This is a genomic window from Blautia ammoniilytica (assembly GCF_025566965.1).
Taxonomy (GTDB): domain Bacteria; phylum Bacillota; class Clostridia; order Lachnospirales; family Lachnospiraceae; genus Blautia_A; species Blautia_A ammoniilytica.
Genome location: NZ_JAOQJL010000009.1, coordinates 1 through 21,266 on the forward strand (window position 1 = coordinate 1; position 21,266 = coordinate 21,266).

The window sequence follows — 21,266 nt, forward strand, 5'->3', positions numbered from 1 at the left end:
CGCCAAGAGCAATTGAGATTTTATAGTGAGGTGTCGGCATGAACAAAGTATATGTAGATGTAGTAGCAGAGTTTCGGAAAAACGGACAGCTGGTTCCCATATTTTTTACATGGGAGGATGGAAGAAAGTATAGCATTGACAGAATTTTGAAAATCGAGCGATGCGCCAGCAGAAAGGCAGGCGGTGTAGGAATGATGTACACCTGTATGATACAAGGGCAGGAAAGCCACTTGTTTTACGAAGTGGATAAATGGTTTATGGAGAGAAAAACAGCATAAGGAGAGCTTGGTATAGACGATATTATTTGGATTATTAACCGGCAGGGATAGTCACTTTCCCTTTTTATTCCTGCAGGTTTTACATAAGAAGATGGATTCCGGTCAGCAAAGGCAGCTCCCACAATGCCTTTTGGATATCCGCTTCTGCAAGTTGTAGTAAGTAATTGCTTCCCATCAAAATCATGGGGAAAGCGAACTGGTCTGAAAGACCGCCAGTTAGTGTGATGATGATAAGGAGATTTTGAAACTGATGACAGACAGAGATTATGCAATTAAATCAATGAAAGAGATTACCTTCCAGATGGCAAGCCATGCACAGGATTATTTGGAAGTAACGATTGAAAGACATTATACTGATATTAAAGAATTGATGACAAGCTATCAGAAATTGATTTTGGAAAATCAGATTGTGTTAGAAGAACTGGATATGGAGTGCCAGGAGAAAATCAATGAAGATATGGCATATGCGTTGAGTTATCTGAGCATTTATAACAATCAGCTGAATGTGCCAAAGATGCACCGGGAAATGAATAACCTGATGATCATTTATGGCTTGTCAGATATGATCTATCGTGGAATGACACTGGTTAAGTTCTATGCACCGAATGGTGTGATGCTCAGTGAGATCCTTCATTCCTGTTTTTGCAGTCATTATAATAAGACAGATGTGGAAGTACAACAGGAGTTAGGAATAGGCAGGACTTCATTTTATAAAATGAAGAAGCAGGCACTTGGGTATTTAGGATTTTATTTTTATGAGATCGTGGTACCGCAGGCAAAGGATAAAAGATTTAAACCGTCACTGGGCGTAGAGGAAGAGTAGGTGAATAATATGAGATACGAAGATTCGATGAAAGGTGTAGCTGATCAGATAATCAAAGAACAGCAACGAGCCAGTAAAATTAAAAACAATCCAGAAGAGTTCCATTGGCATGACGAATATGCAACGTTGAATTTCTTTCGGTTTATCTGCAAAAATATCGGTAACTTGGGAAATGGAGAAATTGAAAAAATGGTCACACGCTTAAAGAGCATAGATCAGAAAGCAGTGGAAAACCATGTGAATGGTGCTGTTTGGGCATTTGATTATGATAAGATGTTCTGTGTATTGATGGAAAATGAAATTTGCCGAAAGGTGTGTGAAAAGAATAAATATAATAGTTGGACGAAGCTGATTGGACAGTATTGTATTTCAATGGCTTAAAGATAAAGAAAGTTGCTGGAGAGAAAAAATATTCTCCAGCAACTTTGTCTTTGATGAATAAAGGTCAAATTTTCATTTAACTATTCTCACTATTATTTGATTCAGTGATTTTTTTCTTCTTTGGAGAAACCAGTTTGTGACCGGAATAAATGGACATGCCAATACAAAGCAATGAAGAATAGGCAAAGTATTTATGTGCAGTCATAGATTTTTTGATTCCAGAATAAATGCATCCCAACATACAGAAAAGTGCGCCTAAGGACCAGTATTTATGTGATTTCATGATTTGATACCTCCTTTGATTTAACTGATTCAATCATAACGCTTTTTTACGAAAATGCAAAGAAAATCTTGAAATATAGTTCTATAGAATTAGAACTTGGTTTTGCGATTCTGTATATTGAAGACATCCACAAGTATACTAAATCCAGAACGATTATTCGTTCCGGAGGAGGTGTTACGATGGATTTGAAAGCAGTAGGACAGCGAATCAAATCGGCACGAGAAGCAAAAAATCTCACACAAGAGGAACTGGCTGCATTAGTAAATTTAAGCCCGACGCATGTGAGTGTAATAGAGAGAGGCTTGAAAGTTACAAAATTGGATACCTTTGTTGCAATTGCAAATGCGTTAGATGTTTCTGCAGATACTCTTTTAATTGATGTTGTGGCACATTCAGTTACAGGTGTTACAAATGAACTGACAGAAAAAATTGAAAAACTTCCAATCAAAGAACAGAAAAAAATCATCAAAGTAATTCACACATTATTGGAAGAGTGATATGACAAACTGGGAAGAGCAAGTAGCTCTTCTTTTTTTGACCATTTATTCAGATTTAAGTTGTAAAGTGTCTTTTCATGATAATAGAAATATGCTAAATTGGTTCTATAGAACAAGTTGTAAATCCAGTTATATATCGGAGGAAAATGAATGAGAGAAAAAACTATTTATGAGAAGATTGCAGAAAAGTACAACACAACACCAGAAGAAGTACGCAGAGAAATGCAGATAGCCATAGATGCAGGATTTGATAATCCTGATCCGGCTGTGCAGGAAGAATGGAAGAAAATGACACTTAAAGGAGAAAGACCTACACCGGAAGAAGTAATCAATTACGCAGTAAAAAAACTAAAAGGAAAATAAAAATATGAAGAAAAAGATAATTGCATTGATTTCAGGAGCAGTGATCTTGATAATTGCTGCAGGAAGTATTTATGGGAAATCTGAATCTGGTCATGAGGAAGGCGAACCGGATGTAGTTGGAACATTTTCCGTAAATCGGGATGAAAATTTAACCGTGGTTGCTAACCGGAAAAATATTGAGGATAGAGAAGCGTTTGTAAGAGAGCTTTTGCAGATGTACAAGGATGATTCTTTTTATTCGACAAAATTCTCCACAGACAGGGGATATGCGACGAGTCTTGATATGAACATCTATTTATGGAAAGAGGATATTGAAGATGGGGAATCGGTAATGACAGCCGAATACAGACCTGTAGAATATGGAAAGGACTATGATGTTGTCAATAATCCTGATAAATTTCAACTATATATAGATGGAAAAGAAGTAGAAGAATAACACGGTGAACTTTTTATACTGAAATATGTACGATTCCAATAATGATATGAACTTATGGGAACATATTGCGGATACTTTGTGAACTTTATCCTGATACAATGATTATGCTGATGAAAGAAGGCATAGATAACTGAATACAAGAAAGAGACGAAAGCCTCAGTAGTTAAGAAAAAACTACTGGGGCTTTTTTTCGTGCCTGAATTTCTCAGCCAATAACTGCGGGCGTATCCCGGCAGGATAAAGGCGGAGCAGGCATGATTCTAAACAGAGGTCCGCCTTCTGGATTTGAAACGAGCAACAAGATTTCAAATTCAGGAGGAACGGATATGTATATTGAACACCCATATTTTTATGAAGGAAAGTATTACGCAAATATTGATGGAGAAATGATCGAGATTACAAAAGAAGTTGCGTATGCGATGAATAATTTTTATAGAAGCAGCAAGGCAAAAAAAGTTGAGATTAAGAACGAACTGGGTGAGGTTGTGGATAAGATGCTGAGAGAAGTACCTTACAGTGGTCAGTCCATTGATGGAGAAGGCTTCATGATTGAGGATTTTCCAGATCTGAACTGCGATGTGGAGCACTGTGTACTGACAAAAATGGAACAGCAGGATATTCACAAAGTGATCAATCAGCTGAACTCAGAGGAACGCATGATTATTTATGGCATTTTCTTTGAAAACAAGACACAGACACAGATGGCGGAGATTATGGGGATTTCCAGACAGATGCTGTCATACAAGCTGAAATCCACTCTTAATAAGATGCGTGAAATGTATATGAATAAATTTTTTTAAAAAATTTTTCAAAATCTTTTGCATTTGCCAAAGTCATTTGACTTTAGTAATTAGAGGAAGTTAAAGGACTTCCTAAAATGAACCATGATAACTGAATATCCAATAATAACTGACGTGACATTTCATGCAGAGAGCACGAGGAAGATGCCGCTATAGGATTATAAGACAAAACCAAGATTTTTAGTTCAGTCTGTAATGCTGCGAAAAAGCACTGACCGAAGCCAGCTGGCAGGCTGGTGATGCGATGATATGTATGAGATGCGATACACTTGCAGATCCTGAGAAGTCTGTAACTGGTAAACCTATGAACTGCTGGAGCCTGGAAACGAGAGTTTTTGGGTTGTGGTCCGGAGTATGCATTCGGGCAGGTTATTATTCCCTTCCTGCATATGCAGGAGTAACGATTCGGGGTATCGAGGATAAATAGAATCGAGCGAGCACTGTTTAATAATCAAATTGGCTATAGAGGTTATGCGGCAGAGCTTTCCCTATGGGAAAGAAACTCTGCCGTATTCCTGTGGAGCCAATATAGCGCTATGGATGCTTTACAAATAAAAATAATAGATTGGAGAGAGGACAAATGACAATCCGCAGAGGAGATATTTTATGGGCAGATCTCGGTATGTTTCCTACAACATCTGTTCAGGGTGGTGTAAGACCGGTGATCGTAGTGAGCAATAATAAAGCCAATACATACAGTTCAGTCATTACAGTAGTTCCGCTGACATCAAGAATATATAAGAAGCGATATTTACCAACACATGTATTTATCAGTAAATACGATATGACAGGGATTCGAAAAGGAAGCCTGGCATTGGCTGAACAGGTTATGAGCATTTCTACAAAATGCATTATTGAGAAATGCGGAAGAGTAAATAAGTGGAGCCTGGATCGGGTGCTGAAAGCGGTACGGATTCAAATGGGAATGAACGAAAGCGAGAAATGATATTCCTGCTTTCGACAATTCAACAGAAAACGACGTCATAAAATGTAGACAACACAAAAGAATGACAATACAGGACGAGAGGTTCTGGTGATTTTTTAGAGACGATTGAATATGATTTATAAAGGGAGGGATTGCGATGGCATTAAAAATTGTAAGAAGATATGATGCAAATGGTAATGTGATCGAAGATAAAGATTTAGAAAGATTCAAATTGGATTCCCCGGTAGTTCGTCAGATCTTATATCAGATGAATAAAGAGATGGGAGCAGTTGATAATATTAAAGTCGATGCAGCTGAAAGAAGAAATTTTATATAACTTACTTTAATAAATAAAATAAGTTGAAATTTCTCTGAAAAGATGGTATAGTGTACGTGAGAGGAGGAAAGAGCGAGGTGAGAAACATAAGAATTGGAAAGAATACCTCAAATAATAAAAAAACAGGATTGTATATCAGAGTTTCTACAAATTTTCAGTTTGAAGAAGGATATTCAGTAGGTGCTCAGACGGAGAAGCTTGAAAAGTATTGTAATTATCAGGAGATTGATAATTATGATTTGTATATTGACGGTGGCTATTCAGGAAGCAATTTGAATCGACCGGAGATGAAACGTCTTATTAAAGAAATTCAAGAGGGCAAAGTGGAATCAGTTGTAGTTGTTAAACTTGATCGTTTGTCCAGAAGCCAGAAAGATACGATTTATCTTCTTGAAGATGTGTTTGAAGCAAATGATGTTGGATTTATTTCTTTAAATGAGAACTTTGATACAACAACACCATATGGAAAAGCAATGGTAGGTATCTTATCTGTATTTGCTCAGTATGAACGTGAAAACATTCGTGAACGTACACAGATGGGAATTACAGAGAGAATCAAAACCGGAAAATGGAGAGGGACGAAACCACCATTTGGTTATGACTATAATAACGGTGATGACGTTCTTGTGCCAAATAAAGATGCAGAAACAGTCAGAAAGATTTTTGAATTATATAAGGAAGGCTATTCCACGTATGCACTGGCAAAGATGTTCGATTTAAAAGGAGACAAGCAAGTGTCCGATATGTTGTCCAGAGTGACATACATTGGAAAGCTCAAATATAATAAAGAAATCGTTGATGGTCTTCATGAGCCGATAGTTGATAAAAAACTGTTTGATGAAGTTCAGGAATTACGAAAAACAAGAACGAGAGCAACTTCTCATAAATCACAGTATTTACTTACTGGGTTAATATATTGTGGATTATGTGGGGCAAAGATGCGTTATCAAAAATGGAGCGGTGGAAGAGTGATGATTTACTGTTACTCATTAGACCATAGTAAACCGCACTTGGTTAAGAATCCAAATTGCCAGAACGGAAAATTGGATGCAGCTGAAGTTGAAGATGTTGTTGTTAGTGATATGCTGAAATTATCAAAGGAGTATGAGGTAATCGAGGAAAAATCAGAACAGCAAAATCAAAAAGGATTTGAAGCTATGAACCAGAGAAAATCAGTTCTTGAAGGTAAGCTGAAATCCCTGTATAATTTATATGCATCCGATACCAATAATAGTGTCCTGCTGGAGACAATTGGTGAGATCAATAAAGAACTGGAAAATCTGAATACACAGATAGAACAGTACACATTAAAGAACACCAGAGCTAAAGATATGACAGCAAGAGCTAAAGCATTCAAAAGTGTTGCTGACAGCTGGGAGTTCATGTCTTTCAATGAAAGACAGAAGACTGTACGTGAATATATCAAAAAGATTAAAATATCGAATGATTATGTTGAAATTGAGTATAATGATCTTTTGACACTACAGTAAATTACATTTCTATAGTTAATACATCGCAAGGGGATATATCTTCTTGCGTGTAAAATTTCATATATCTTATTCAAGATAATTACCCTATTGGATAAAGGAAATTTCAAAATTTCCACTATAATACATTATCCCTATGATCGCAGGTGAAATCAAACGATATCTGAGGGATGATGGCCTTTTGAAGGTGAGCCGTTCTTTGAAAGAAAATTATTATCGTGTATATAAAAAGAGAGAAGAATTGGAATATTCCATGGGCAGGGAGCCTATGATCACGGAACTGTCGAAGGCTTTGGAAATGCCTGTGGAAGATCTGGTGATGACTATGGAGGCTGCGGCAGAGGTGGAGTCCCTTCAAAAGTCTGTTTATCAGGGAGAAAACAGTGAAATTTCACTGTCAGATAAGCTGGCGCATAAGGAAAACCCGCAGGAAAAGCTGTTGAATCGGATTTTACTGGAAGAACTTCTGGCACATCTGGATAAGAGAGAACGGCAGCTGATTTGTATGCGGTATTTTCAGGATATGACGCAGATGGAGGTGGCGGCAGAACTGGGGATTTCCCAGGTGCAGGTCTCCAGACTGGAAAAGCGGATCCTGAACCGGCTTAAGGAATTAATTTGAAAAAGACGGGCTTATCTCTGAACAAGAGGTAAGTCCGTCTAATATAACATAAGCGTAAACCTGCTTATCTGGCTGCTGTTTTGGAACCTGAGAAGATGGAACCGCGGAATTTGGAAAGAGCACTATGAAGGATCAGTCCAAAGATACCGCAGGAAACGATCTCGCCAGCACCTACAGTCAGCATCATCAATGGGATAGGAAGATTAATGCCGTATCCATAGTGAAGTACGAAAGGCACGATCACTGTATTGGAGATGATAGGTGGAAGCGGGGCAAGGAACCGACTGGAATTACGCAGCTTGTAAGTAAAAACTGCGCCCAGCAGTGTGGCAATGCTTCCGAAGATGATGTCTACCGGGATACAGCCGCCCAGGATATTGGCAATGATACATCCTACAAATAATCCGGGGATTGCCGCCGGTGTAAAATAAGGAAGGATGGTCAGTGCTTCTGAGATACGTACCTGGACTTCTCCATAGCTGAAGGGTGCAAATACAAGGGTAAGTACTACATAGATGGCACCGATCAGTGCTGCCTGTACCAGAAACAGGGTACTTTTGTTTTTCATATTCTTTTGTCTCCTTTAGTTTTGTTTTACGAGTGGAAGGTCACGAACACTCGATTCATTTTCGCGCTGCAATGAGTCAAGCGGCCATGCTTGCATGGACATTTGACGAATGCCGCGGAGGCATATACCGAAGGTATATGGCCTACGCCGGGAATCGGCGGAAAAGCCGCTTAAGACCTTATTTTTATGGGCTTTTCAACGGGCATGAGTATAGCATATTTGGAAGAGGAATGCAAGGAAAAACTATTTGCTTTTTGTAAACCTAATTGCACCGCCTGCCAGAAGCAGAAGTGAAAAAACAATTGAAAAAATAGATGCTCCAATCCCAGGTGCACCTCCCTGTTTAATGGCTGTTTCTCGATCCAGTGCACCTTTTTGCAGATTATCGGTAACCTCCGGCGCACTTCTGAGTGTTTGACCGTCTTGTATACCAAGTGCTGTCACAGTGTCTCCTGTCTTGAAATCGGAAGCACTATAAAAATAACGTACATCATTTTCAGCATTATTCCGCTGTGTCTGAGCCAGAGGCTCTATGAAATCTTTTTGTGTAAAGCTGCTGTCTGGCACATAAGCATAACCGGCGGCTTTCAGCTCTGCTTCATCATAATGATCCCAGGTTGTATTCAATCTTATTGCATCAATAAAATCCTGTGAAAGTGTATAATCGCCAATCTTACCTTCACCGGAATAAGTCTTTTCCGAAGTTGTTGTGCCCCATTTCAGAACGCCATATCGTTTTTCCTCGTCAGTTAAATTTTTTAAGGTTTGTTTTGAATTGGAGGTGCTTTTGTCTCGCCGCATAGTCTGTTTTGAACGTGAAATACGAATGCTGTCAAACGCAAGTCCCAGTTCATCGTCATAGGAGGGCTCTGTCAATTCAAGCGTACCACATACGATTACCGTTTTTCCTTCGTTCTCGGCATGAAGAGCTTCGTCTCCTACATAAACAACTTCTTTCAGAGCGGATTTTGCCTTTGGAATATCCACAAAAATTGTTTTGATAGCTGTTACGAAAAAAAATAATCCGGCAATGATGAGAATGATCCCTGATATTTTTTTTAACATTTGATCAACCTTCCTTCCTTTGGTATCCAGACCAGTTATGAGTCTGTACGGTTATTCCACTTTCATTATGCCATATTTTTTTCCATCTGCCACTAGCACTTATGACAGCAATGCTGTTGTGAACGGAGTGCATAGCAACCTTTGGGAAAATAAGGGTGTATTTTGTAGGATCGTTCTTGTGTTTAAATGCGGGATTCTGTATAATAAATACATCTGTACGGCATCTGAAATACAGAAAAGGGGTATAAGCTGAAATTTACACAATGGATTTCACTTACCATAGAAATAGAAAAGGAAAGAGAGGATATTGCAACATGACAGAAAGAGTAACAAAGCGGGGGATCAGGGATTTCATTTTGATCTGTATCCTGGCGATGCTGGTAGGAACCTTTGTTCCAGTAGGGGTGTCAGCAGCCACAACCTATTCAAGAACTTTGAATTCTTGTATCGTAAAGGCAAAGAAGGGTAGGATCGTCCTGGCATATAATCCGTCACAGACAGGGGTTCCGGTATATGCACGTACATCACCAAAATCTCAGCAATATGGGGTACTGGGATTTGGAGATGCTGTAGTGGTAAATACAAAAAAACTGAAAATGAACAAGAAATATGCATGGCTTCCTGTATATATGGATAATCTTAAGGATGCTAAAGGCAAGAAGGCCACAGCATATGTGCGAATGGGACAGCTTAAGCTTCTTTCCTTGAATGCAAAGAAGTATTCAAGCAACCGTATTATTGATAAAGCTATCAAAACAGGTATGAAATATCTCGGTACACCTTTTATACTTGGAGGACTGTCCATGACAGATGGTATTGACTGCTCTGGCTTTGTGGGAAAATGCTTCCAGATGGCAGGAAGGAATCTTGCAAGCTGGTATCATACCATTACACTGGAGGGAGTATCCAGACAGATCTTCTGGCATAATACGAATACACCTCTTACTAAGGAAGAATTAAATAAAATGAAAGTAGGCGATCTTCTTTTTTATCTGGATAAGGATACAAGCGGTGCCATTGGCCATGTGGGAATCTACATTGGAAAGGGTATGATGCTGAATGCTTCCGGTCATTATGGATATGTATATCCTACAGGCGGTGTATGTATTAAGAGAGTACAGTATGGACAACGCTATATGGTTCTTTGCAAAAGGATCATTGGCTTCTGAGCCGGTTAAGAGGGGAAAGAGTAATGAATAAGAAAAGAAAGATCAGCACCCTGTATCAGGCGGCTTTTATTATTGGCCTGACGATTCTAATGCTTTTAGGAACAGCGAAGGTCAGGGCTGCTTCTTTTACGGAGATTACAGATTCCGCCTGTCTTCATGCCTATCCGCTGTCAAAGAAAGCTTTTCCCATTTACAGTGACCATGAAATGACAAGCGTGGCAGGAAAGGGTACTTATAAAGAATACAAGATTGTCAAGTTTTTTGGAAATACCATGCAGCTGGTTTATAAGGCAGAAGATGGAACCAGAAAAAAGGGATATGCATCTGCCAGCTGTTTTCTGCAGCAGCCATCCGGTAAAAGAGAAGGCATGTACGTAGGATCTTCCAGCGGTATAGATATTTATAAGGTTCCAAAGAACAGCAGCTCCCAGCGGTTTATTCATGCAGCTCAGGCTGACAGTGGCCTTAAGGTTGGGGAAAAGGGGCAATGGACCCAGGTAATGATCCAGAAAAAAAGACAGTATTATCTGGGATGGATCCCTACATCCAGATTTAAAAGCAGCATGTTCCATTTTGCAGTGCGGACAGGGCAGATTCTGGCAGACGGCAGATATACGTTATGTCCTGCTTTGGTAGGCACAGATACACTGAAGAAAACCACCTATGATGTGAAGTATATTGGAACTGGTCTTTATACCCTTAAGAATGTGAAAAAAGGATACCTTCAGGTGGATAACAGCAGACAAGTGTGCATCCAGAAAAAAGGCGATTTCTATTATCTGCTGACTGACAGCCGTAAGCTGGCATTGAATGCGAAGGGAGAAACTACAGAGGCTGCACTGGATCAGACTCAGGCATGGGATTTTCAGAAAAAATCCACTCGCACAGTTACGGTCGTATATTCCCAATATGATCCGGAATATGGAAAAACCGTTTATAAAGATGGGAATATAGGCCCAAGAACCATATCTACTTCCGGATGCGGTGTGATGGCTCTTGTGAATGCTATTTATGCATTAAATGGTTCTTATATTCCTCCTGAGAGGCTGGCACGTTTTTCTGCTGCCAGAGGACACTATTTTTACAATGCGGGCACAGCTGATACCCTGTATCCAGATGTGGCTGAGAAATGGGGAAAGAAATATCGCTTTAAGTATGATGGCCTGACAGGATCCTTTGCAGAATTACAGAAACATTTAAGAAAAGGCGGTACAGCTGTTGCACTTGTACCGGGTCATTATCTGGCAATTGCAAAGTACAGAAGCTCTGATGGGAAGTATCTGATTTTAGATTCCGCAGTAGGAGGCAGAAGGCCTACTTCTATCAATGGAGACTGGATGAGTATGGGGCAGCTTCAATCCGGAGCATTGTTCTGCCAGCATTTTCATTTATTCTCTACTGTTAAGGCGTCAAAGAACCGTTCCTGATCCTCTATAATTGTTGTATTTACATCATTTTCATAAAGCCGCATTTGCACCTGCATGGGAGTAGGATCATCGGTCAGCTTGATATGACCGAAGTGATTGAAGAAAAATAATACACCAAGACCTATGCCTACGGAATAAGAGATAGCAAGTGCAGGAAAGGAACTGCCATTCTGGCCTGTCACCTGTGCAGTGATCTGCTGGAAAAGGGCAGGTACATCCACATCATTGTTAAAGGTCATAATGGAGAAGGCGGCACCGAAAAAGGAAGCCAGGCAGACAAAGATCACTTTACACCAGCACCATGCAGTAGAGGTGTTGGGCTTCGTTTGGTAAGTAATGATAAAAGAAGGCTCTCCAATGTGAGTGATCTCCAGATCTGGTTCCTTCTTCTGGATTTCGCGGATCAGATCCATGGCTGACAGAACATATCGCCCAGGGCGTTTGGGATCCAGGCTGGCCACAGGCAGTACGCGAAGTCTGTTTAAAATTTTAGAATTGCTGCAAGACAGCTTAACGATATCTTGCAGATAAACATGGGGGTGATGCACCTCCATGTTTTCGTCTGTCTGGATATAAAGGGTGTCGCTCATATTTCTTCCTCCATTGTTTTGGTTGCTCGACTTGAATTACTCTTTCATTTTAGGTTTAAAGATCAGACTGGCAATATAGGAAAAAATCAGGGCTGCTGAAATGCCGGCAGCACAGGCTGTAAAGCCTCCCGTGAAAAGTCCAAGCACGCCGTTTTCATTAATAGCTTCTTTCATTCCTATCCATAATGTGTTTCCAAATCCAAGAAGGGGGACTCCCGCTCCGGCCCCGGCATAATCCAGCAGGGGCTGATAAAGCCCAAGTGCACCCAGAAGTGTACCGGTACATACAAGAAGCACCATTACTCTTCCTGGCATCAGTTTTGTTTTATCCAGTAGGATCTGGACCAGGGCACAGATTAGGCCACCCACCCAGAATGCATTCAGGTAATCCATAATAACCTCCATTTATGTTTTTTCTTCAGGTTTTTTGCATTACAAAGAAACATGCTCCAATACAACTCCATGGGCAATACCTGGAATGGAATCGCCTTCATTAAAAGTGGTTTTGGAAAGAAGAGCTCCAGTAGGAACAAAAAGAACTTTTTTCCATGCGCCGGAAAGAAGCTTTGGCAGGATATAGGCAGCAAGAACAGTTGCAGCACAGCCACAGCCGCTGCCACCGGAATGTGTATCCTGGGACGGATTATCAAAGATCAGAAGGCCGCAGTCCTGATGACGGCTTTGGATATCAATGTTTTCTTTTAAGAGAAGATCCAGCAAAATATGTTGTCCTACATCTCCCAGATCCCCGGTGATGATCTGGTCATAATCGGATGGCTTTCTATGAAAGTCCAGTAAATTCTGGCAGATGGTGTGACAGGCGGCAGGTGCCATACAGGCCCCCATATTCATGGAATCTTTAAAGCCATAATCCACCAGGGTTCCTGTGGTGATTCCGGTTATTTGTATACAGCTTTTTCCGGTACGAAGAGGAGAAGGCATGACAGTGCTTTTTTCAGCTGGTGGAGCAGAAGAAAGAATGCAGGCACCGCTTCCTGTAACTGTCCAGGTGGCAGATAAAGGTCTTTGATTGCCATAGCCTAAAGGAAAACGAAATTCCTTTTCTGCACTGGCAAAATGGCTGGAGGTGGCACAGAGAACATGATCTCCATAACCGGCTGCTACAGCCATGGAGCCAAGGGAAAGTGATTCACCCATGGTAGAACAAGCACCGAAAAGTCCGTAAAAGGGAATGCCCATATCGGCAATTCCGAAGGAAGAGGCAGTAGTCTGGGCAAGAAGATCGCCTGCAAAAACCATCCGCAGATCTTGCGGACTAAGACCAGCCTTTTGGATAGCAAGAAAGGCGGCCTGTTTCTGCATGGTACTTTCTGCGGCTTCCCAGGTATCCATTCCAAACATTGGGTTTTCCCATACCTGATCAAAGCAGGAACCAAGTGGACCTTCTCCTTCTTTTTTTCCTGCAACAGATGCACAGCTCTGGATAAATACAGGCCTGTGGAAGGATATGCTTGCTTTGCCTGTCTGTTGATTTTCTGTTATATTCATGATGCTACTCCTATCATTTTTAAAATGTAATAGATAATGCCAAGACACCAGGAACTTAAAATGCCATAAAGGATCACAGGTCCTGCAATGGTGAAGATTTTGCAGCCAATACCAAAAACCTGGCCTTCTGCTTTATATTCAATAGCAGGTGCTGCCACGGAATTTGCAAATCCGGTGATAGGAACCAGGCTTCCTGCGCCTCCAAATTTCCCAATCTTAGGGTAAATATTTAACCCGGTAAGCAATACACTGATGAAAACCAGGGTAACAGAACACCAGATCCGGGCCTCATCCAGATCACTGCCCATCCAGAGGAACAGATTTGTAATCCCCTGCCCGGCCATACAGATCAGCCCTCCGGTAAGAAAGGCTTTTGCCATGTTTATACCAAGATTATGGGATGGAGTGATTTCTTTTACGTACTTCTCATATTCTTTTTGCTCAGTCTGCTTGTTCATATTATCCATAACAACCTCCTGCTGCAGATGATTTATAATGTAAGGACCTACAGATCTTAAGATTAGGGGAACCATTCTTTATAATAGTAGAATAAAGATCCTAAGGTTTTTCCCAGGGCAATGGACAGGATCACTTTGGGCAGACCTTCTGAAAATCTGGCTCGTCTTGCAAAGATAGGGAAAATGTCTGCTACTTCTGCTAATGCCATGATCCAGCCGCCGAGGAAAAGTCCTGAGAAAAGACCATAGAGAATGAGAAAGAGTAATCCGCCAGGAATCTGCCATTTCCAAAGGAAAAAAAGATTTCCCAGAACAGTTCCAAGAAGAATGGAATCTTCATATAATAAGATATGTTTTCCGGTATGGGTGATCCCTGCATATCTGGGAATAATGGAAAGGCCGATGAGAAGGCCGACTTCTCCGCCTGCAATTATAATGCCTGCGGAAAAACCAATCATAATAAGCAATAACTGATTCCACATATAAGCTCCTTCCTTGAGCATGTTTTAAGGTCATTTACCTGCTTTCGCATAAGCATAAGTGGATCGGACCTTTTAACACTGTAATCATAGTATTTGGAAAAAAGAAAAAAATATGTGTTATCCTGTACTTTTTTTTCATCAGATGGTAAAATAGACAGCGTACTTGAATAGAAAGATAGAGGATTTTTTTGTGAAACAGAGATTAATAGAAGAATTAACAGAACTGCTGGGAAATGACAGGGTGCTTACAAACGAGCCTATGAGCCGTCATACAACATTCCGGATCGGAGGGCCGGCAGATCTTTTTCTCCTTCCTAATACAGTAGAAGAAATAAAGAAGATCCGTGAGATATGTATCCAGGAGCAAGAATCATATTTTATCCTGGGCAATGGAAGTAATCTGCTGGTAAGCGACAGTGGTTTTCGTGGCGTGATCATTCAGACATACAGAAATCTGGCGCAGATCCAGGTGGAGGAAGATTGCATCCGTGCACAGGCAGGAGCACTCCTTTCAGGGATCGCCCAGGCAGCCAAAGCAGCTTCTCTTACAGGCTTTGAATTTGCTGCAGGCATTCCTGGTACATTAGGCGGGGCTGTGGTGATGAATGCAGGGGCCTATGGAGGCGAAATGAAAGATGTGCTAAAAGAAGCTACTGTACTGGATAGTGAAGGGCAGATCCGTCGTATCCCTGCCGGGAAGCTGGCAATGGGATATAGAACCAGTGTGATCAAAGAAGCCGGATATATGGTGCTCGAAGCAGTGATTTCCCTGAAAAAAGGGGATCCGGATCAGATCCGGGAAACAATGAAGGATCTGACACAGCGAAGGATCAGCAAACAGCCGCTGGAATATCCAAGTGCAGGCAGCACTTTTAAGCGCCCGGAAGGATATTTTGCAGGCAAGCTGATCATGGACAGCGGCCTTCGGGGGTACACCCATGGAGGAGCGCAGGTTTCAGAAAAGCACTGTGGCTTTGTGATCAATACGGGGGGTGCTACAGCCAGGGATGTATGTGAGCTGATGGAACATGTGCAGAAAACAGTTTACGAGAAATACAATGTAAAGCTTGAACCGGAAGTAAAATTTCTGGGAGATTTTTAACAGGAGATAAAAAATGCGATTTGTGATTGTGACAGGAGTATCAGGCGCAGGGAAAACAGCAGCCTTAAAAATGCTGGAGGATGCAAGATATTTCTGCGTGGATAATCTGCCCATTCCGCTTCTTGAGAAGTTTGTATCACTGATGCCGGAGATCCACGGAGAGGATGTACAGAATGTAGCGCTTGGTATTGATGCAAGAAGCGGATCCATGGGAGAATTGGAACTGATCCTGGATAAGATGCAGGAAGCAGGTTATCAGTTTGAAATACTTTTTATGGATGCAGAGGATTCTGTTCTTGTGAAACGATATAAAGAAACAAGAAGGAGTCATCCATTGGCAATGTCCGGACGGATCGATGAAGGGATCCGTCTGGAAAGGAAGAAAATGGAGTTCCTGCGCAGAAAGGCTGATTATATTATCGATACCAGCCATCTGCTTACCAGGGAATTGCGTCAGGAAATAGACAAGATATTTGTGGACAATGAAGAATTTAAGAATATGATGATCTCTGTCCTATCCTTTGGATTCAAATACGGGATCCCGGCAGATGCTGATTTGGTATTTGATGTCCGCTTCCTTCCAAACCCTTATTATGTGGATGAACTTCGGCCTATGACAGGGCTTGATGACAGTGTATTTAATTATGTAATGGACAATGAGACTGCCAAAAGGTTTATGGGAAAGCTGGAGGATATGGTGAATTTTCTGATTCCCAATTATGTTCAGGAGGGAAAAACAAGCCTGGTAATCGCCATAGGATGTACAGGCGGCAAGCATCGTTCTGTTACCATTGCAAGGGAACTATACAGCAGGCTGATCAAGAATAATGAGTACGGTTTTCGCCTGGAACACAGGGATGTAGAGAAGGACCGGCTTCTTAAAAAATAAAAAGGAGTGGGAAGATGTCTTTTTCAGGGATGGTGAAAGAAGAACTTTCCAAGCGTACAGGAGCATCCAGGCACTGCCAGATCGCAGAGCTGGCTGCGATGTATCTGTTATGCGGCAAACTGAAGTGTACCCAGGGTCAGGAACTGGTTTTATGGGTGCAGACGGAAAATCAGTGGGTTGCAAGAAAGTGCTTTACAATTTTGCAAAAAACATTTAATATAGAAACAGATATTACCGTTCATGAGAGCGCACATCTTAAGAGATGTAGAGTTTATCATGTGACCACACGGGAGACAGAACAGGCTCTGGAAATTCTTGAGGCTGTGAAGCTTGTTGTGAAGGGAAGCAGCGATGGTACGCTTAAGCTTGGCAATACAATGATCCTTCAGAGGAACTGCTGTAAGCGCGCATTTATACGGGGAGCTTTTCTTACATCAGGTTCCATCAGCGATCCACAGAAAGGATACCATTTCGAGATTGTCTGTCCTGATGAAGAAAAAGCACAACAGTTGCAGGAGATCATCCGCAGTTTTCATATTGATGCGAAGATCGTTTTACGTAAGAAATCATACGTGGTCTATGTGAAAGAAGGTGCGCAGATCGTTGATATACTGGCCGTTATGGAGGCGAATGTGGCACTGATGGATCTGGAGAATATCCGTATCCTGAAAGAAATGCGTAATTCAGTCAACCGTAAGGTGAATTGTGAGACTGCGAATATTAACAAAACGGTAAATGCAGCAGTGAAGCAGGTGGAGGATATACGACTGATCGAAAGAAAGGCCGGGTTTGAAAGCCTGAGTGAAGGCCTGGGGGAGATCGCCAGACTGCGGCTGCAATATCCGGAGGCTACATTAAAAGAATTAGGAATGATGTTGAACCCTCAGGTGGGAAAGTCAGGTGTAAACCACAGATTGAGAAAGCTTTCAATGATTGCGGAGGAACTGAGGGGGGACGAGGAGGAATTATTATGATCAAAAAACCAATCATCATTAATCTGTCTACTGGTCTGGAGGCGCGTCCTGTTGCTCAGCTTGTACAGGTGGCAAGTCAGTTCAACAGTGAGATTCATGTAGAGATTGGCAAGAAAAAAGTAAATGCCAAAAGTATTATGGGTATGATGACACTGGGGTTGGACACAGGTGAGGAGATCACTCTTTATGTAAATGGAGAGGATGAAGAAGCTGCGATGGACAGCATTGAGAAATATCTGAGCAATCAGTAAGATACAGTGCTTTGCATGTTAAAGCCATATGAAAGAGAGGAATGTTTAAAATGTCAAAGGTACTGAAGTTTATTGTACATTTTGTGGTGATCTGCACCATATTAAGTATACTTGCACTGGCATTACCTCCGTTTTTCGGAGTAACTACAGAGATTCGCGATCATGCAGACCAGGAATCCAATCTTCCTATGGGTTCAGTTACATATGCGATCCCTGTGAAGTCATCTGAGATGACAGTGGGAGACAGAATCCTTGCACAGAAAGATGATAATGCATGGCGTTATGATATTGCCAGCGTTGATCTTGCCAGTGGCACAGGCACAGCAGTGAATCCGGATGCTCTGGAAGAGTCCCCTGTGAATCTTTCTATTGGCGAATATATGCCGAAAGTTGTAGTGACAATTCCGCTGATTGGTTATCTTATGGTAGCCACACAGAGTATTGAAGGACTGATCATTCTGGCACTTGCAGTATTTTTCCTGATTATCTTGTACGTGATCGCAGAGCTCTGGAAAAAGGATCCAAAGGAAGAAGATCTTCCGGAGGATACAGAACCGGGATATGTGAAATCCAAAAAGGAACTGAAGCTGGAAGAAAAGAAAAAAGAACGCCTCTTGAGAGAAGAAGAGCGTGAGATCAAAGCGGAAAGCAAAAAGAACAAGAAGAAACCGAAGCGTACAGTACGTACCGGTGGTTTTGTTGATGAGATCGAAGAGGACGATCCAGACGAGGAAGAGGATGAACGTCCGGAGAAAGCGGTTCAGACAGCTACCAGCGAAGCTCATGAAGTCCTGAAAAAGGAGATTGCAGCCGCTACTGCAGAAGATGATTATCAGCAGCCAGTACGCAAAAAAAAACAGCAGCTGGACGAGACAAGGAAAGTGGTAACACACAAAAAAAAAGTCCAAATCCCCGATACCTTGGAGGAGTCGGTGAAAGAAGAGATTCCTGAAAAACCGGTCAAGCTAAAAAGAATGGTAATTCCGAGAATGACAGCTGCACAGCTTGCTGACAAAGCAAAGGCTGAAGGAGATTCGCCGGAGATCGTAAGAGATGATATTACAAAGGTGACACTTCTTGATTATTCTGATATCTTTGCAGAAGAAGAGGATGAAGACGAAGAAGAATGATCCTTTACCTGGTATAAGAGGACAGTAAAACGCCTGGGAAGTACAAAAGTATTTCCACAGGCGTTTATTACATAATGGGAAATTACCCCATAATGTTCCAACTGCTTGTTTTTGAAAAAATACAATTTTTTTTGAAAAAGCCTTGCAATTAGAAATAAGATTGTGTATACTGTTACTTGCTGTGACATGATAGCTATGAAGCGAGAGGTTGCTACCACATGGTAGGTTTTCCGTGGAGCGAATGTCAAGTTAGGAAACTGACGACAAGTCACTGTACAAGTTCAGAAGACCATCTAGGGATGGGCGTGTGGAAAGATGTCTTAGGACACACACGGAGATGTGTACAGTCGCCGCTTGTCGTACTGATTGTGAGTACGAATAGGAGGAGACTTTTTTTATGGCAAATCAGGTAATGAGAATCACATTAAAAGCTTATGATCATCAGTTAGTAGATGCATCTGCAGCTAAAATCATCGACACTGTAAAGAAGAATGGAGCAACAGTAAGCGGACCGGTACCGCTTCCTACTAAGAAGGAAGTTGTTACAATCCTGCGTGCTGTTCACAAATATAAAGACTCCAGAGAACAGTTTGAGCAGAGAACACATAAGAGACTGATCGATATCGTAGCACCTACCCAGAAGACAGTAGACGCACTGTCCAGACTGGAGATGCCGGCAGGCGTTCACATCGACATCAAGATGAAAACAAAATAATTGAACGCATTGCTTTCCTAATGTAAATGCATGAGCATTTAGCTATTTATTATATGATTACCTATCCGGGTAATCCGCTATAGGAGGAAGAAAGAATGAAGAAAGCTATTTTAGCTACAAAAGTTGGAATGACGCAGATCTTCAACGATGAAGGAATGCTGATTCCTGTAACCGTATTACAGGCAGGTCCATGTGTCGTTACTCAGGTTAAGACAGAGGAGAACGACGGATATGCAGCAGTTCAGGTTGGCTTTGGCGAGATCAGAGAGAAACTGGTTAACAAGCCGGAGAAAGGCCACTTTACAAAAGCTGGCGTTGACGTAAAGAGATTCCTGAAAGAGTTCCATTTTGACAACGCAGCTGAATATGAAGTAGGACAGGAAATTAAAGCTGATATCTTTACAGCAGGTGAGCATATTGATGCAACAGCTGTTTCTAAAGGTAAAGGTTTCCAGGGCGCGATCAAGAGACACGGACAGTCCAGAGGACCTATGGCTCATGGTTCCAAGTATCATCGCCATGCAGGTTCAAATGGTGCTTGTTCTGATCCGAGCAAGGTTTTCAAAGGAAAACACATGGCTGGACATATGGGACATGAGCAGGTGACAGTTCAGAACCTTGAGATCGTACGTGTAGATGCTGAGAATAACTTACTGTTAGTTAAGGGTGCTGTTCCAGGACCTAAGAAATCTTTGGTAACAATCAAAGAGACAGTAAAGTCCTTATAATGAGAAAGGAGGAGCACACAGATGGCAAACGTAACTGTTTATAATATGGAAGGCAAAGAAGTTGGAACAATGGAGCTGAATGATGCAGTGTTTGGTGTTGAGATCAACGAGCATCTTGTTCATCTTGCAGTTGTTCGCCAGCTTGCAAATAAACGCCAGGGTACTCAGAAAGCTAAAACACGTTCTGAAGTAAGCGGCGGTGGAAGAAAACCATGGAGACAGAAAGGAACTGGTCATGCAAGACAGGGTTCCATCCGTGCAGCACAGTGGACAGGCGGCGGAATTATTTTTGCTCCTACTCCAAGAGATTATGAAGTAAAGATCAATAAGAAGGAAAGAAGAGCTGCATTAAAATCCGCTCTTACTTCCAAAGTTCAGGATAACAAGCTGATCGTTGTAGACGAGCTGAAGCTTGACCAGATCAAGACAAAAGAGATGCAGAAGGTTCTTACAAACCTGAAAGCAGAGAAAGCTCTTGTTGTTACTGCACAGGATGACAAAAATGTGATCCTTTCTGCAAGAAACATCACTGATGTACAGACTGCTACACCGGGAACAATCAATGTATACGATGTTATGAAACACGGCGCATTAGTTGTTACCAAAGACGCTGTAGCAACAATCGAGGAGGTGTACGCATAATGGCAGACATTAAGTATTACGATGTAATCCTGAAACCTGTGATTACTGAAAAGTCCATGAATGCTATGGGAGAAAAGAAGTACACATTCTTAGTACACCCGGAAGCAAATAAAACACAGATTAAAGAAGCTGTGGAGAAAATGTTTGAAGGAACAAAGGTTAAAGCTGTAAATACAATGAACCTTGACGGTAAGAAAAGACGTCGTGGTATGGTTGTTGGAAAAACAGCTAAGACTAAAAAGGCTATCGTTGCCCTTACAGAGGACAGCAAGGATATCGAGATTTTTGAAGGCCTTTAATTAACAGGTTGCGATGTTCATCGCGGATATACGCAT

31 protein-coding genes are annotated in these 21,266 nt (G+C 41.5%); 23 read left to right on the forward strand and 8 right to left on the reverse strand.

The features are described from left to right. Positions 1–38: 38 nt before the first annotated feature. From OCV61_RS05800 to OCV61_RS05810, 3 genes are all read left to right on the forward strand, one after another. Positions 39–278, forward strand: coding sequence for a hypothetical protein (locus OCV61_RS05800; protein ID WP_024720751.1), 240 nt, complete (start codon positions 39–41; stop codon positions 276–278). A gap of 250 nt (positions 279–528) precedes the next feature. Continuing rightward, positions 529–1,101, forward strand: a complete 573-nt coding sequence (locus OCV61_RS05805; protein ID WP_008688147.1) for an ArpU family phage packaging/lysis transcriptional regulator — start codon at positions 529–531, stop codon at positions 1,099–1,101. Positions 1,102–1,110: 9 nt separating this feature from the next. After that, on the forward strand, positions 1,111–1,482 hold the full coding sequence (locus OCV61_RS05810; RefSeq protein WP_008688148.1) for a hypothetical protein: 372 nt from the start codon (positions 1,111–1,113) through the stop codon (positions 1,480–1,482). A gap of 76 nt (positions 1,483–1,558) precedes the next feature. Here OCV61_RS05810 and OCV61_RS05815 read toward each other — a convergent pair whose 3' ends face one another. Beyond that, the gene (locus OCV61_RS05815; RefSeq protein ID WP_024720750.1) at positions 1,559–1,765 is read right to left on the reverse strand and encodes a DUF6219 family protein; all 207 of its coding nucleotides are present in this window, start codon (positions 1,763–1,765) and stop codon (positions 1,559–1,561) included. 179 nt (positions 1,766–1,944) lie between these two features. On the opposite strand from OCV61_RS05815, the gene OCV61_RS05820 reads away from it, so the two are divergent. The 9 genes from OCV61_RS05820 to OCV61_RS05860 all read left to right on the forward strand — a co-directional run bounded on the left by OCV61_RS05820 (position 1,945) and on the right by OCV61_RS05860 (position 7,232). After that, positions 1,945–2,262, forward strand: coding sequence for a helix-turn-helix domain-containing protein (locus tag OCV61_RS05820; protein ID WP_008688152.1), 318 nt, complete (start codon positions 1,945–1,947; stop codon positions 2,260–2,262). A 150-nt stretch (positions 2,263–2,412) separates the two neighbouring features. Then, positions 2,413–2,625, forward strand: a complete 213-nt coding sequence (locus tag OCV61_RS05825; protein ID WP_024720749.1) for a sporulation initiation factor Spo0A C-terminal domain-containing protein — start codon at positions 2,413–2,415, stop codon at positions 2,623–2,625. 4 nt (positions 2,626–2,629) lie between these two features. Beyond that, entirely contained in the window at positions 2,630–3,061 is a 432-nt protein-coding gene (locus OCV61_RS05830) for a hypothetical protein (protein ID WP_055057331.1), read from the forward strand. 326 nt (positions 3,062–3,387) lie between these two features. Then, complete coding sequence (locus tag OCV61_RS05835; protein ID WP_172677496.1) at positions 3,388–3,861, forward strand: sigma factor-like helix-turn-helix DNA-binding protein; 474 nt, start codon at positions 3,388–3,390, stop codon at positions 3,859–3,861. A 244-nt stretch (positions 3,862–4,105) separates the two neighbouring features. Then, positions 4,106–4,288: a hypothetical protein gene (locus tag OCV61_RS05840; protein ID WP_055057332.1), complete on the forward strand. Its 183-nt coding sequence runs from the start codon at positions 4,106–4,108 to the stop codon at positions 4,286–4,288. A gap of 153 nt (positions 4,289–4,441) precedes the next feature. After that, complete coding sequence (locus OCV61_RS05845; protein ID WP_055057333.1) at positions 4,442–4,807, forward strand: type II toxin-antitoxin system PemK/MazF family toxin; 366 nt, start codon at positions 4,442–4,444, stop codon at positions 4,805–4,807. Between the two features lie 136 nt (positions 4,808–4,943). After that, a complete protein-coding gene (locus tag OCV61_RS05850; RefSeq protein WP_008688169.1) occupies positions 4,944–5,123 on the forward strand; it encodes a hypothetical protein in 180 nt (59 codons plus the stop codon). 77 nt (positions 5,124–5,200) lie between these two features. Then, on the forward strand, positions 5,201–6,613 hold the full coding sequence (locus tag OCV61_RS05855) for a recombinase family protein (RefSeq protein WP_055057334.1): 1,413 nt from the start codon (positions 5,201–5,203) through the stop codon (positions 6,611–6,613). Positions 6,614–6,746: 133 nt separating this feature from the next. Continuing rightward, positions 6,747–7,232, forward strand: coding sequence for a sigma-70 family RNA polymerase sigma factor (locus OCV61_RS05860; RefSeq protein ID WP_158421012.1), 486 nt, complete (start codon positions 6,747–6,749; stop codon positions 7,230–7,232). Positions 7,233–7,296: 64 nt separating this feature from the next. On the opposite strand, the gene OCV61_RS05865 is transcribed toward OCV61_RS05860, so the two are convergent. After that, on the reverse strand, positions 7,297–7,800 hold the full coding sequence (locus tag OCV61_RS05865) for a QueT transporter family protein (protein ID WP_158421013.1): 504 nt from the start codon (positions 7,798–7,800) through the stop codon (positions 7,297–7,299). A 243-nt stretch (positions 7,801–8,043) separates the two neighbouring features. Then, a complete protein-coding gene (locus OCV61_RS05870) occupies positions 8,044–8,865 on the reverse strand; it encodes a hypothetical protein (protein WP_262582709.1) in 822 nt (273 codons plus the stop codon). Between the two features lie 314 nt (positions 8,866–9,179). Between OCV61_RS05870 and OCV61_RS05875 the strand changes: the two genes are divergently transcribed. Both OCV61_RS05875 and OCV61_RS05880 read left to right on the forward strand, forming a co-directional pair. Next, positions 9,180–10,034 (forward strand): C40 family peptidase, encoded by an 855-nt coding sequence (locus OCV61_RS05875; protein WP_262582710.1) that lies wholly within the window; start codon positions 9,180–9,182, stop codon positions 10,032–10,034. Between the two features lie 23 nt (positions 10,035–10,057). Next, the gene (locus OCV61_RS05880; protein ID WP_158421015.1) at positions 10,058–11,461 is read left to right on the forward strand and encodes a hypothetical protein; all 1,404 of its coding nucleotides are present in this window, start codon (positions 10,058–10,060) and stop codon (positions 11,459–11,461) included. Here the strand turns inward: OCV61_RS05880 and OCV61_RS05885 are convergent. From OCV61_RS05885 to OCV61_RS05905, 5 genes are all read right to left on the reverse strand, one after another. After that, entirely contained in the window at positions 11,419–12,051 is a 633-nt protein-coding gene (locus OCV61_RS05885) for a stage V sporulation protein AA (RefSeq protein WP_158421016.1), read from the reverse strand. The two genes, OCV61_RS05880 and OCV61_RS05885, sit on opposite strands and share 43 nt — an antisense overlap. Positions 12,052–12,087: 36 nt before the next feature. After that, entirely contained in the window at positions 12,088–12,444 is a 357-nt protein-coding gene (locus OCV61_RS05890) for a SpoVA/SpoVAEb family sporulation membrane protein (protein WP_158421120.1), read from the reverse strand. Between the two features lie 39 nt (positions 12,445–12,483). Further along, positions 12,484–13,560, reverse strand: coding sequence for a stage V sporulation protein AD (locus OCV61_RS05895; RefSeq protein WP_158421017.1), 1,077 nt, complete (start codon positions 13,558–13,560; stop codon positions 12,484–12,486). Beyond that, positions 13,557–14,018 carry a SpoVA/SpoVAEb family sporulation membrane protein gene (locus OCV61_RS05900; RefSeq protein ID WP_158421121.1) on the reverse strand — a complete coding sequence of 154 codons (462 nt, stop codon included), beginning with the start codon at positions 14,016–14,018 and terminating at the stop codon, positions 13,557–13,559. Before OCV61_RS05900 ends, OCV61_RS05895 begins: the two co-directional genes overlap by 4 nt. Positions 14,019–14,080: 62 nt before the next feature. After that, on the reverse strand, positions 14,081–14,500 hold the full coding sequence (locus OCV61_RS05905) for a stage V sporulation protein AB (protein WP_158421018.1): 420 nt from the start codon (positions 14,498–14,500) through the stop codon (positions 14,081–14,083). A 190-nt stretch (positions 14,501–14,690) separates the two neighbouring features. Between OCV61_RS05905 and murB the strand changes: the two genes are divergently transcribed. The 9 genes from murB to rplW all read left to right on the forward strand — a co-directional run bounded on the left by murB (position 14,691) and on the right by rplW (position 21,230). Then, entirely contained in the window at positions 14,691–15,602 is a 912-nt protein-coding gene (murB, locus tag OCV61_RS05910; protein WP_158421019.1) for a UDP-N-acetylmuramate dehydrogenase, read from the forward strand. A gap of 13 nt (positions 15,603–15,615) precedes the next feature. Next, a complete protein-coding gene (gene rapZ, locus OCV61_RS05915; protein WP_158421020.1) occupies positions 15,616–16,491 on the forward strand; it encodes an RNase adapter RapZ in 876 nt (291 codons plus the stop codon). A 14-nt stretch (positions 16,492–16,505) separates the two neighbouring features. After that, the gene (whiA, locus tag OCV61_RS05920; protein ID WP_158421021.1) at positions 16,506–17,465 is read left to right on the forward strand and encodes a DNA-binding protein WhiA; all 960 of its coding nucleotides are present in this window, start codon (positions 16,506–16,508) and stop codon (positions 17,463–17,465) included. Continuing rightward, positions 17,462–17,716 carry an HPr family phosphocarrier protein gene (locus tag OCV61_RS05925; protein WP_158421022.1) on the forward strand — a complete coding sequence of 85 codons (255 nt, stop codon included), beginning with the start codon at positions 17,462–17,464 and terminating at the stop codon, positions 17,714–17,716. The genes whiA and OCV61_RS05925 overlap by 4 nt, the downstream gene beginning before the upstream one ends. A gap of 50 nt (positions 17,717–17,766) precedes the next feature. Continuing rightward, on the forward strand, positions 17,767–18,846 hold the full coding sequence (locus tag OCV61_RS05930) for a hypothetical protein (RefSeq protein ID WP_158421023.1): 1,080 nt from the start codon (positions 17,767–17,769) through the stop codon (positions 18,844–18,846). A gap of 397 nt (positions 18,847–19,243) precedes the next feature. Next, positions 19,244–19,561 (forward strand): 30S ribosomal protein S10, encoded by a 318-nt coding sequence (gene rpsJ / locus OCV61_RS05935; protein ID WP_158421024.1) that lies wholly within the window; start codon positions 19,244–19,246, stop codon positions 19,559–19,561. Positions 19,562–19,656: 95 nt separating this feature from the next. Next, on the forward strand, positions 19,657–20,289 hold the full coding sequence (gene rplC, locus OCV61_RS05940) for a 50S ribosomal protein L3 (protein ID WP_158421025.1): 633 nt from the start codon (positions 19,657–19,659) through the stop codon (positions 20,287–20,289). A 21-nt stretch (positions 20,290–20,310) separates the two neighbouring features. After that, positions 20,311–20,931, forward strand: a complete 621-nt coding sequence (rplD, locus tag OCV61_RS05945) for a 50S ribosomal protein L4 (RefSeq protein ID WP_158421026.1) — start codon at positions 20,311–20,313, stop codon at positions 20,929–20,931. Continuing rightward, the gene (rplW, locus tag OCV61_RS05950) at positions 20,931–21,230 is read left to right on the forward strand and encodes a 50S ribosomal protein L23 (RefSeq protein WP_158421027.1); all 300 of its coding nucleotides are present in this window, start codon (positions 20,931–20,933) and stop codon (positions 21,228–21,230) included. Before rplD ends, rplW begins: the two co-directional genes overlap by 1 nt. Positions 21,231–21,266 lie beyond the last annotated feature (36 nt).

Bases quoted from the DNA above. Each gene is read 5' to 3' on its own strand.
- OCV61_RS05800 (WP_024720751.1), top strand. From the start codon at position 39: ATGAACAAAGTATATGTAGATGTAGTAGCAGAGTTTCGGAAAAACGGA.
- OCV61_RS05805 (WP_008688147.1), top strand. From the start codon at position 529: ATGACAGACAGAGATTATGCAATTAAATCAATGAAAGAGATTACCTTC.
- OCV61_RS05810 (WP_008688148.1), top strand. From the start codon at position 1,111: ATGAGATACGAAGATTCGATGAAAGGTGTAGCTGATCAGATAATCAAA.
- OCV61_RS05815 (WP_024720750.1), bottom strand. From the start codon at position 1,765: ATGAAATCACATAAATACTGGTCCTTAGGCGCACTTTTCTGTATGTTG.
- OCV61_RS05820 (WP_008688152.1), top strand. From the start codon at position 1,945: ATGGATTTGAAAGCAGTAGGACAGCGAATCAAATCGGCACGAGAAGCA.
- OCV61_RS05825 (WP_024720749.1), top strand. From the start codon at position 2,413: ATGAGAGAAAAAACTATTTATGAGAAGATTGCAGAAAAGTACAACACA.
- OCV61_RS05830 (WP_055057331.1), top strand. From the start codon at position 2,630: ATGAAGAAAAAGATAATTGCATTGATTTCAGGAGCAGTGATCTTGATA.
- OCV61_RS05835 (WP_172677496.1), top strand. From the start codon at position 3,388: ATGTATATTGAACACCCATATTTTTATGAAGGAAAGTATTACGCAAAT.
- OCV61_RS05840 (WP_055057332.1), top strand. From the start codon at position 4,106: ATGATATGTATGAGATGCGATACACTTGCAGATCCTGAGAAGTCTGTA.
- OCV61_RS05845 (WP_055057333.1), top strand. From the start codon at position 4,442: ATGACAATCCGCAGAGGAGATATTTTATGGGCAGATCTCGGTATGTTT.
- OCV61_RS05850 (WP_008688169.1), top strand. From the start codon at position 4,944: ATGGCATTAAAAATTGTAAGAAGATATGATGCAAATGGTAATGTGATC.
- OCV61_RS05860 (WP_158421012.1), top strand. From the start codon at position 6,747: ATGATCGCAGGTGAAATCAAACGATATCTGAGGGATGATGGCCTTTTG.
- OCV61_RS05865 (WP_158421013.1), bottom strand. From the start codon at position 7,800: ATGAAAAACAAAAGTACCCTGTTTCTGGTACAGGCAGCACTGATCGGT.
- OCV61_RS05870 (WP_262582709.1), bottom strand. From the start codon at position 8,865: ATGTTAAAAAAAATATCAGGGATCATTCTCATCATTGCCGGATTATTT.
- OCV61_RS05875 (WP_262582710.1), top strand. From the start codon at position 9,180: ATGACAGAAAGAGTAACAAAGCGGGGGATCAGGGATTTCATTTTGATC.
- OCV61_RS05880 (WP_158421015.1), top strand. From the start codon at position 10,058: ATGAATAAGAAAAGAAAGATCAGCACCCTGTATCAGGCGGCTTTTATT.
- OCV61_RS05885 (WP_158421016.1), bottom strand. From the start codon at position 12,051: ATGAGCGACACCCTTTATATCCAGACAGACGAAAACATGGAGGTGCAT.
- OCV61_RS05890 (WP_158421120.1), bottom strand. From the start codon at position 12,444: ATGGATTACCTGAATGCATTCTGGGTGGGTGGCCTAATCTGTGCCCTG.
- OCV61_RS05895 (WP_158421017.1), bottom strand. From the start codon at position 13,560: ATGAATATAACAGAAAATCAACAGACAGGCAAAGCAAGCATATCCTTC.
- OCV61_RS05900 (WP_158421121.1), bottom strand. From the start codon at position 14,018: ATGAACAAGCAGACTGAGCAAAAAGAATATGAGAAGTACGTAAAAGAA.
- OCV61_RS05905 (WP_158421018.1), bottom strand. From the start codon at position 14,500: ATGTGGAATCAGTTATTGCTTATTATGATTGGTTTTTCCGCAGGCATT.
- rapZ (WP_158421020.1), top strand. From the start codon at position 15,616: ATGCGATTTGTGATTGTGACAGGAGTATCAGGCGCAGGGAAAACAGCA.
- whiA (WP_158421021.1), top strand. From the start codon at position 16,506: ATGTCTTTTTCAGGGATGGTGAAAGAAGAACTTTCCAAGCGTACAGGA.
- OCV61_RS05925 (WP_158421022.1), top strand. From the start codon at position 17,462: ATGATCAAAAAACCAATCATCATTAATCTGTCTACTGGTCTGGAGGCG.
- OCV61_RS05930 (WP_158421023.1), top strand. From the start codon at position 17,767: ATGTCAAAGGTACTGAAGTTTATTGTACATTTTGTGGTGATCTGCACC.
- rpsJ (WP_158421024.1), top strand. From the start codon at position 19,244: ATGGCAAATCAGGTAATGAGAATCACATTAAAAGCTTATGATCATCAG.
- rplC (WP_158421025.1), top strand. From the start codon at position 19,657: ATGAAGAAAGCTATTTTAGCTACAAAAGTTGGAATGACGCAGATCTTC.
- rplD (WP_158421026.1), top strand. From the start codon at position 20,311: ATGGCAAACGTAACTGTTTATAATATGGAAGGCAAAGAAGTTGGAACA.
- rplW (WP_158421027.1), top strand. From the start codon at position 20,931: ATGGCAGACATTAAGTATTACGATGTAATCCTGAAACCTGTGATTACT.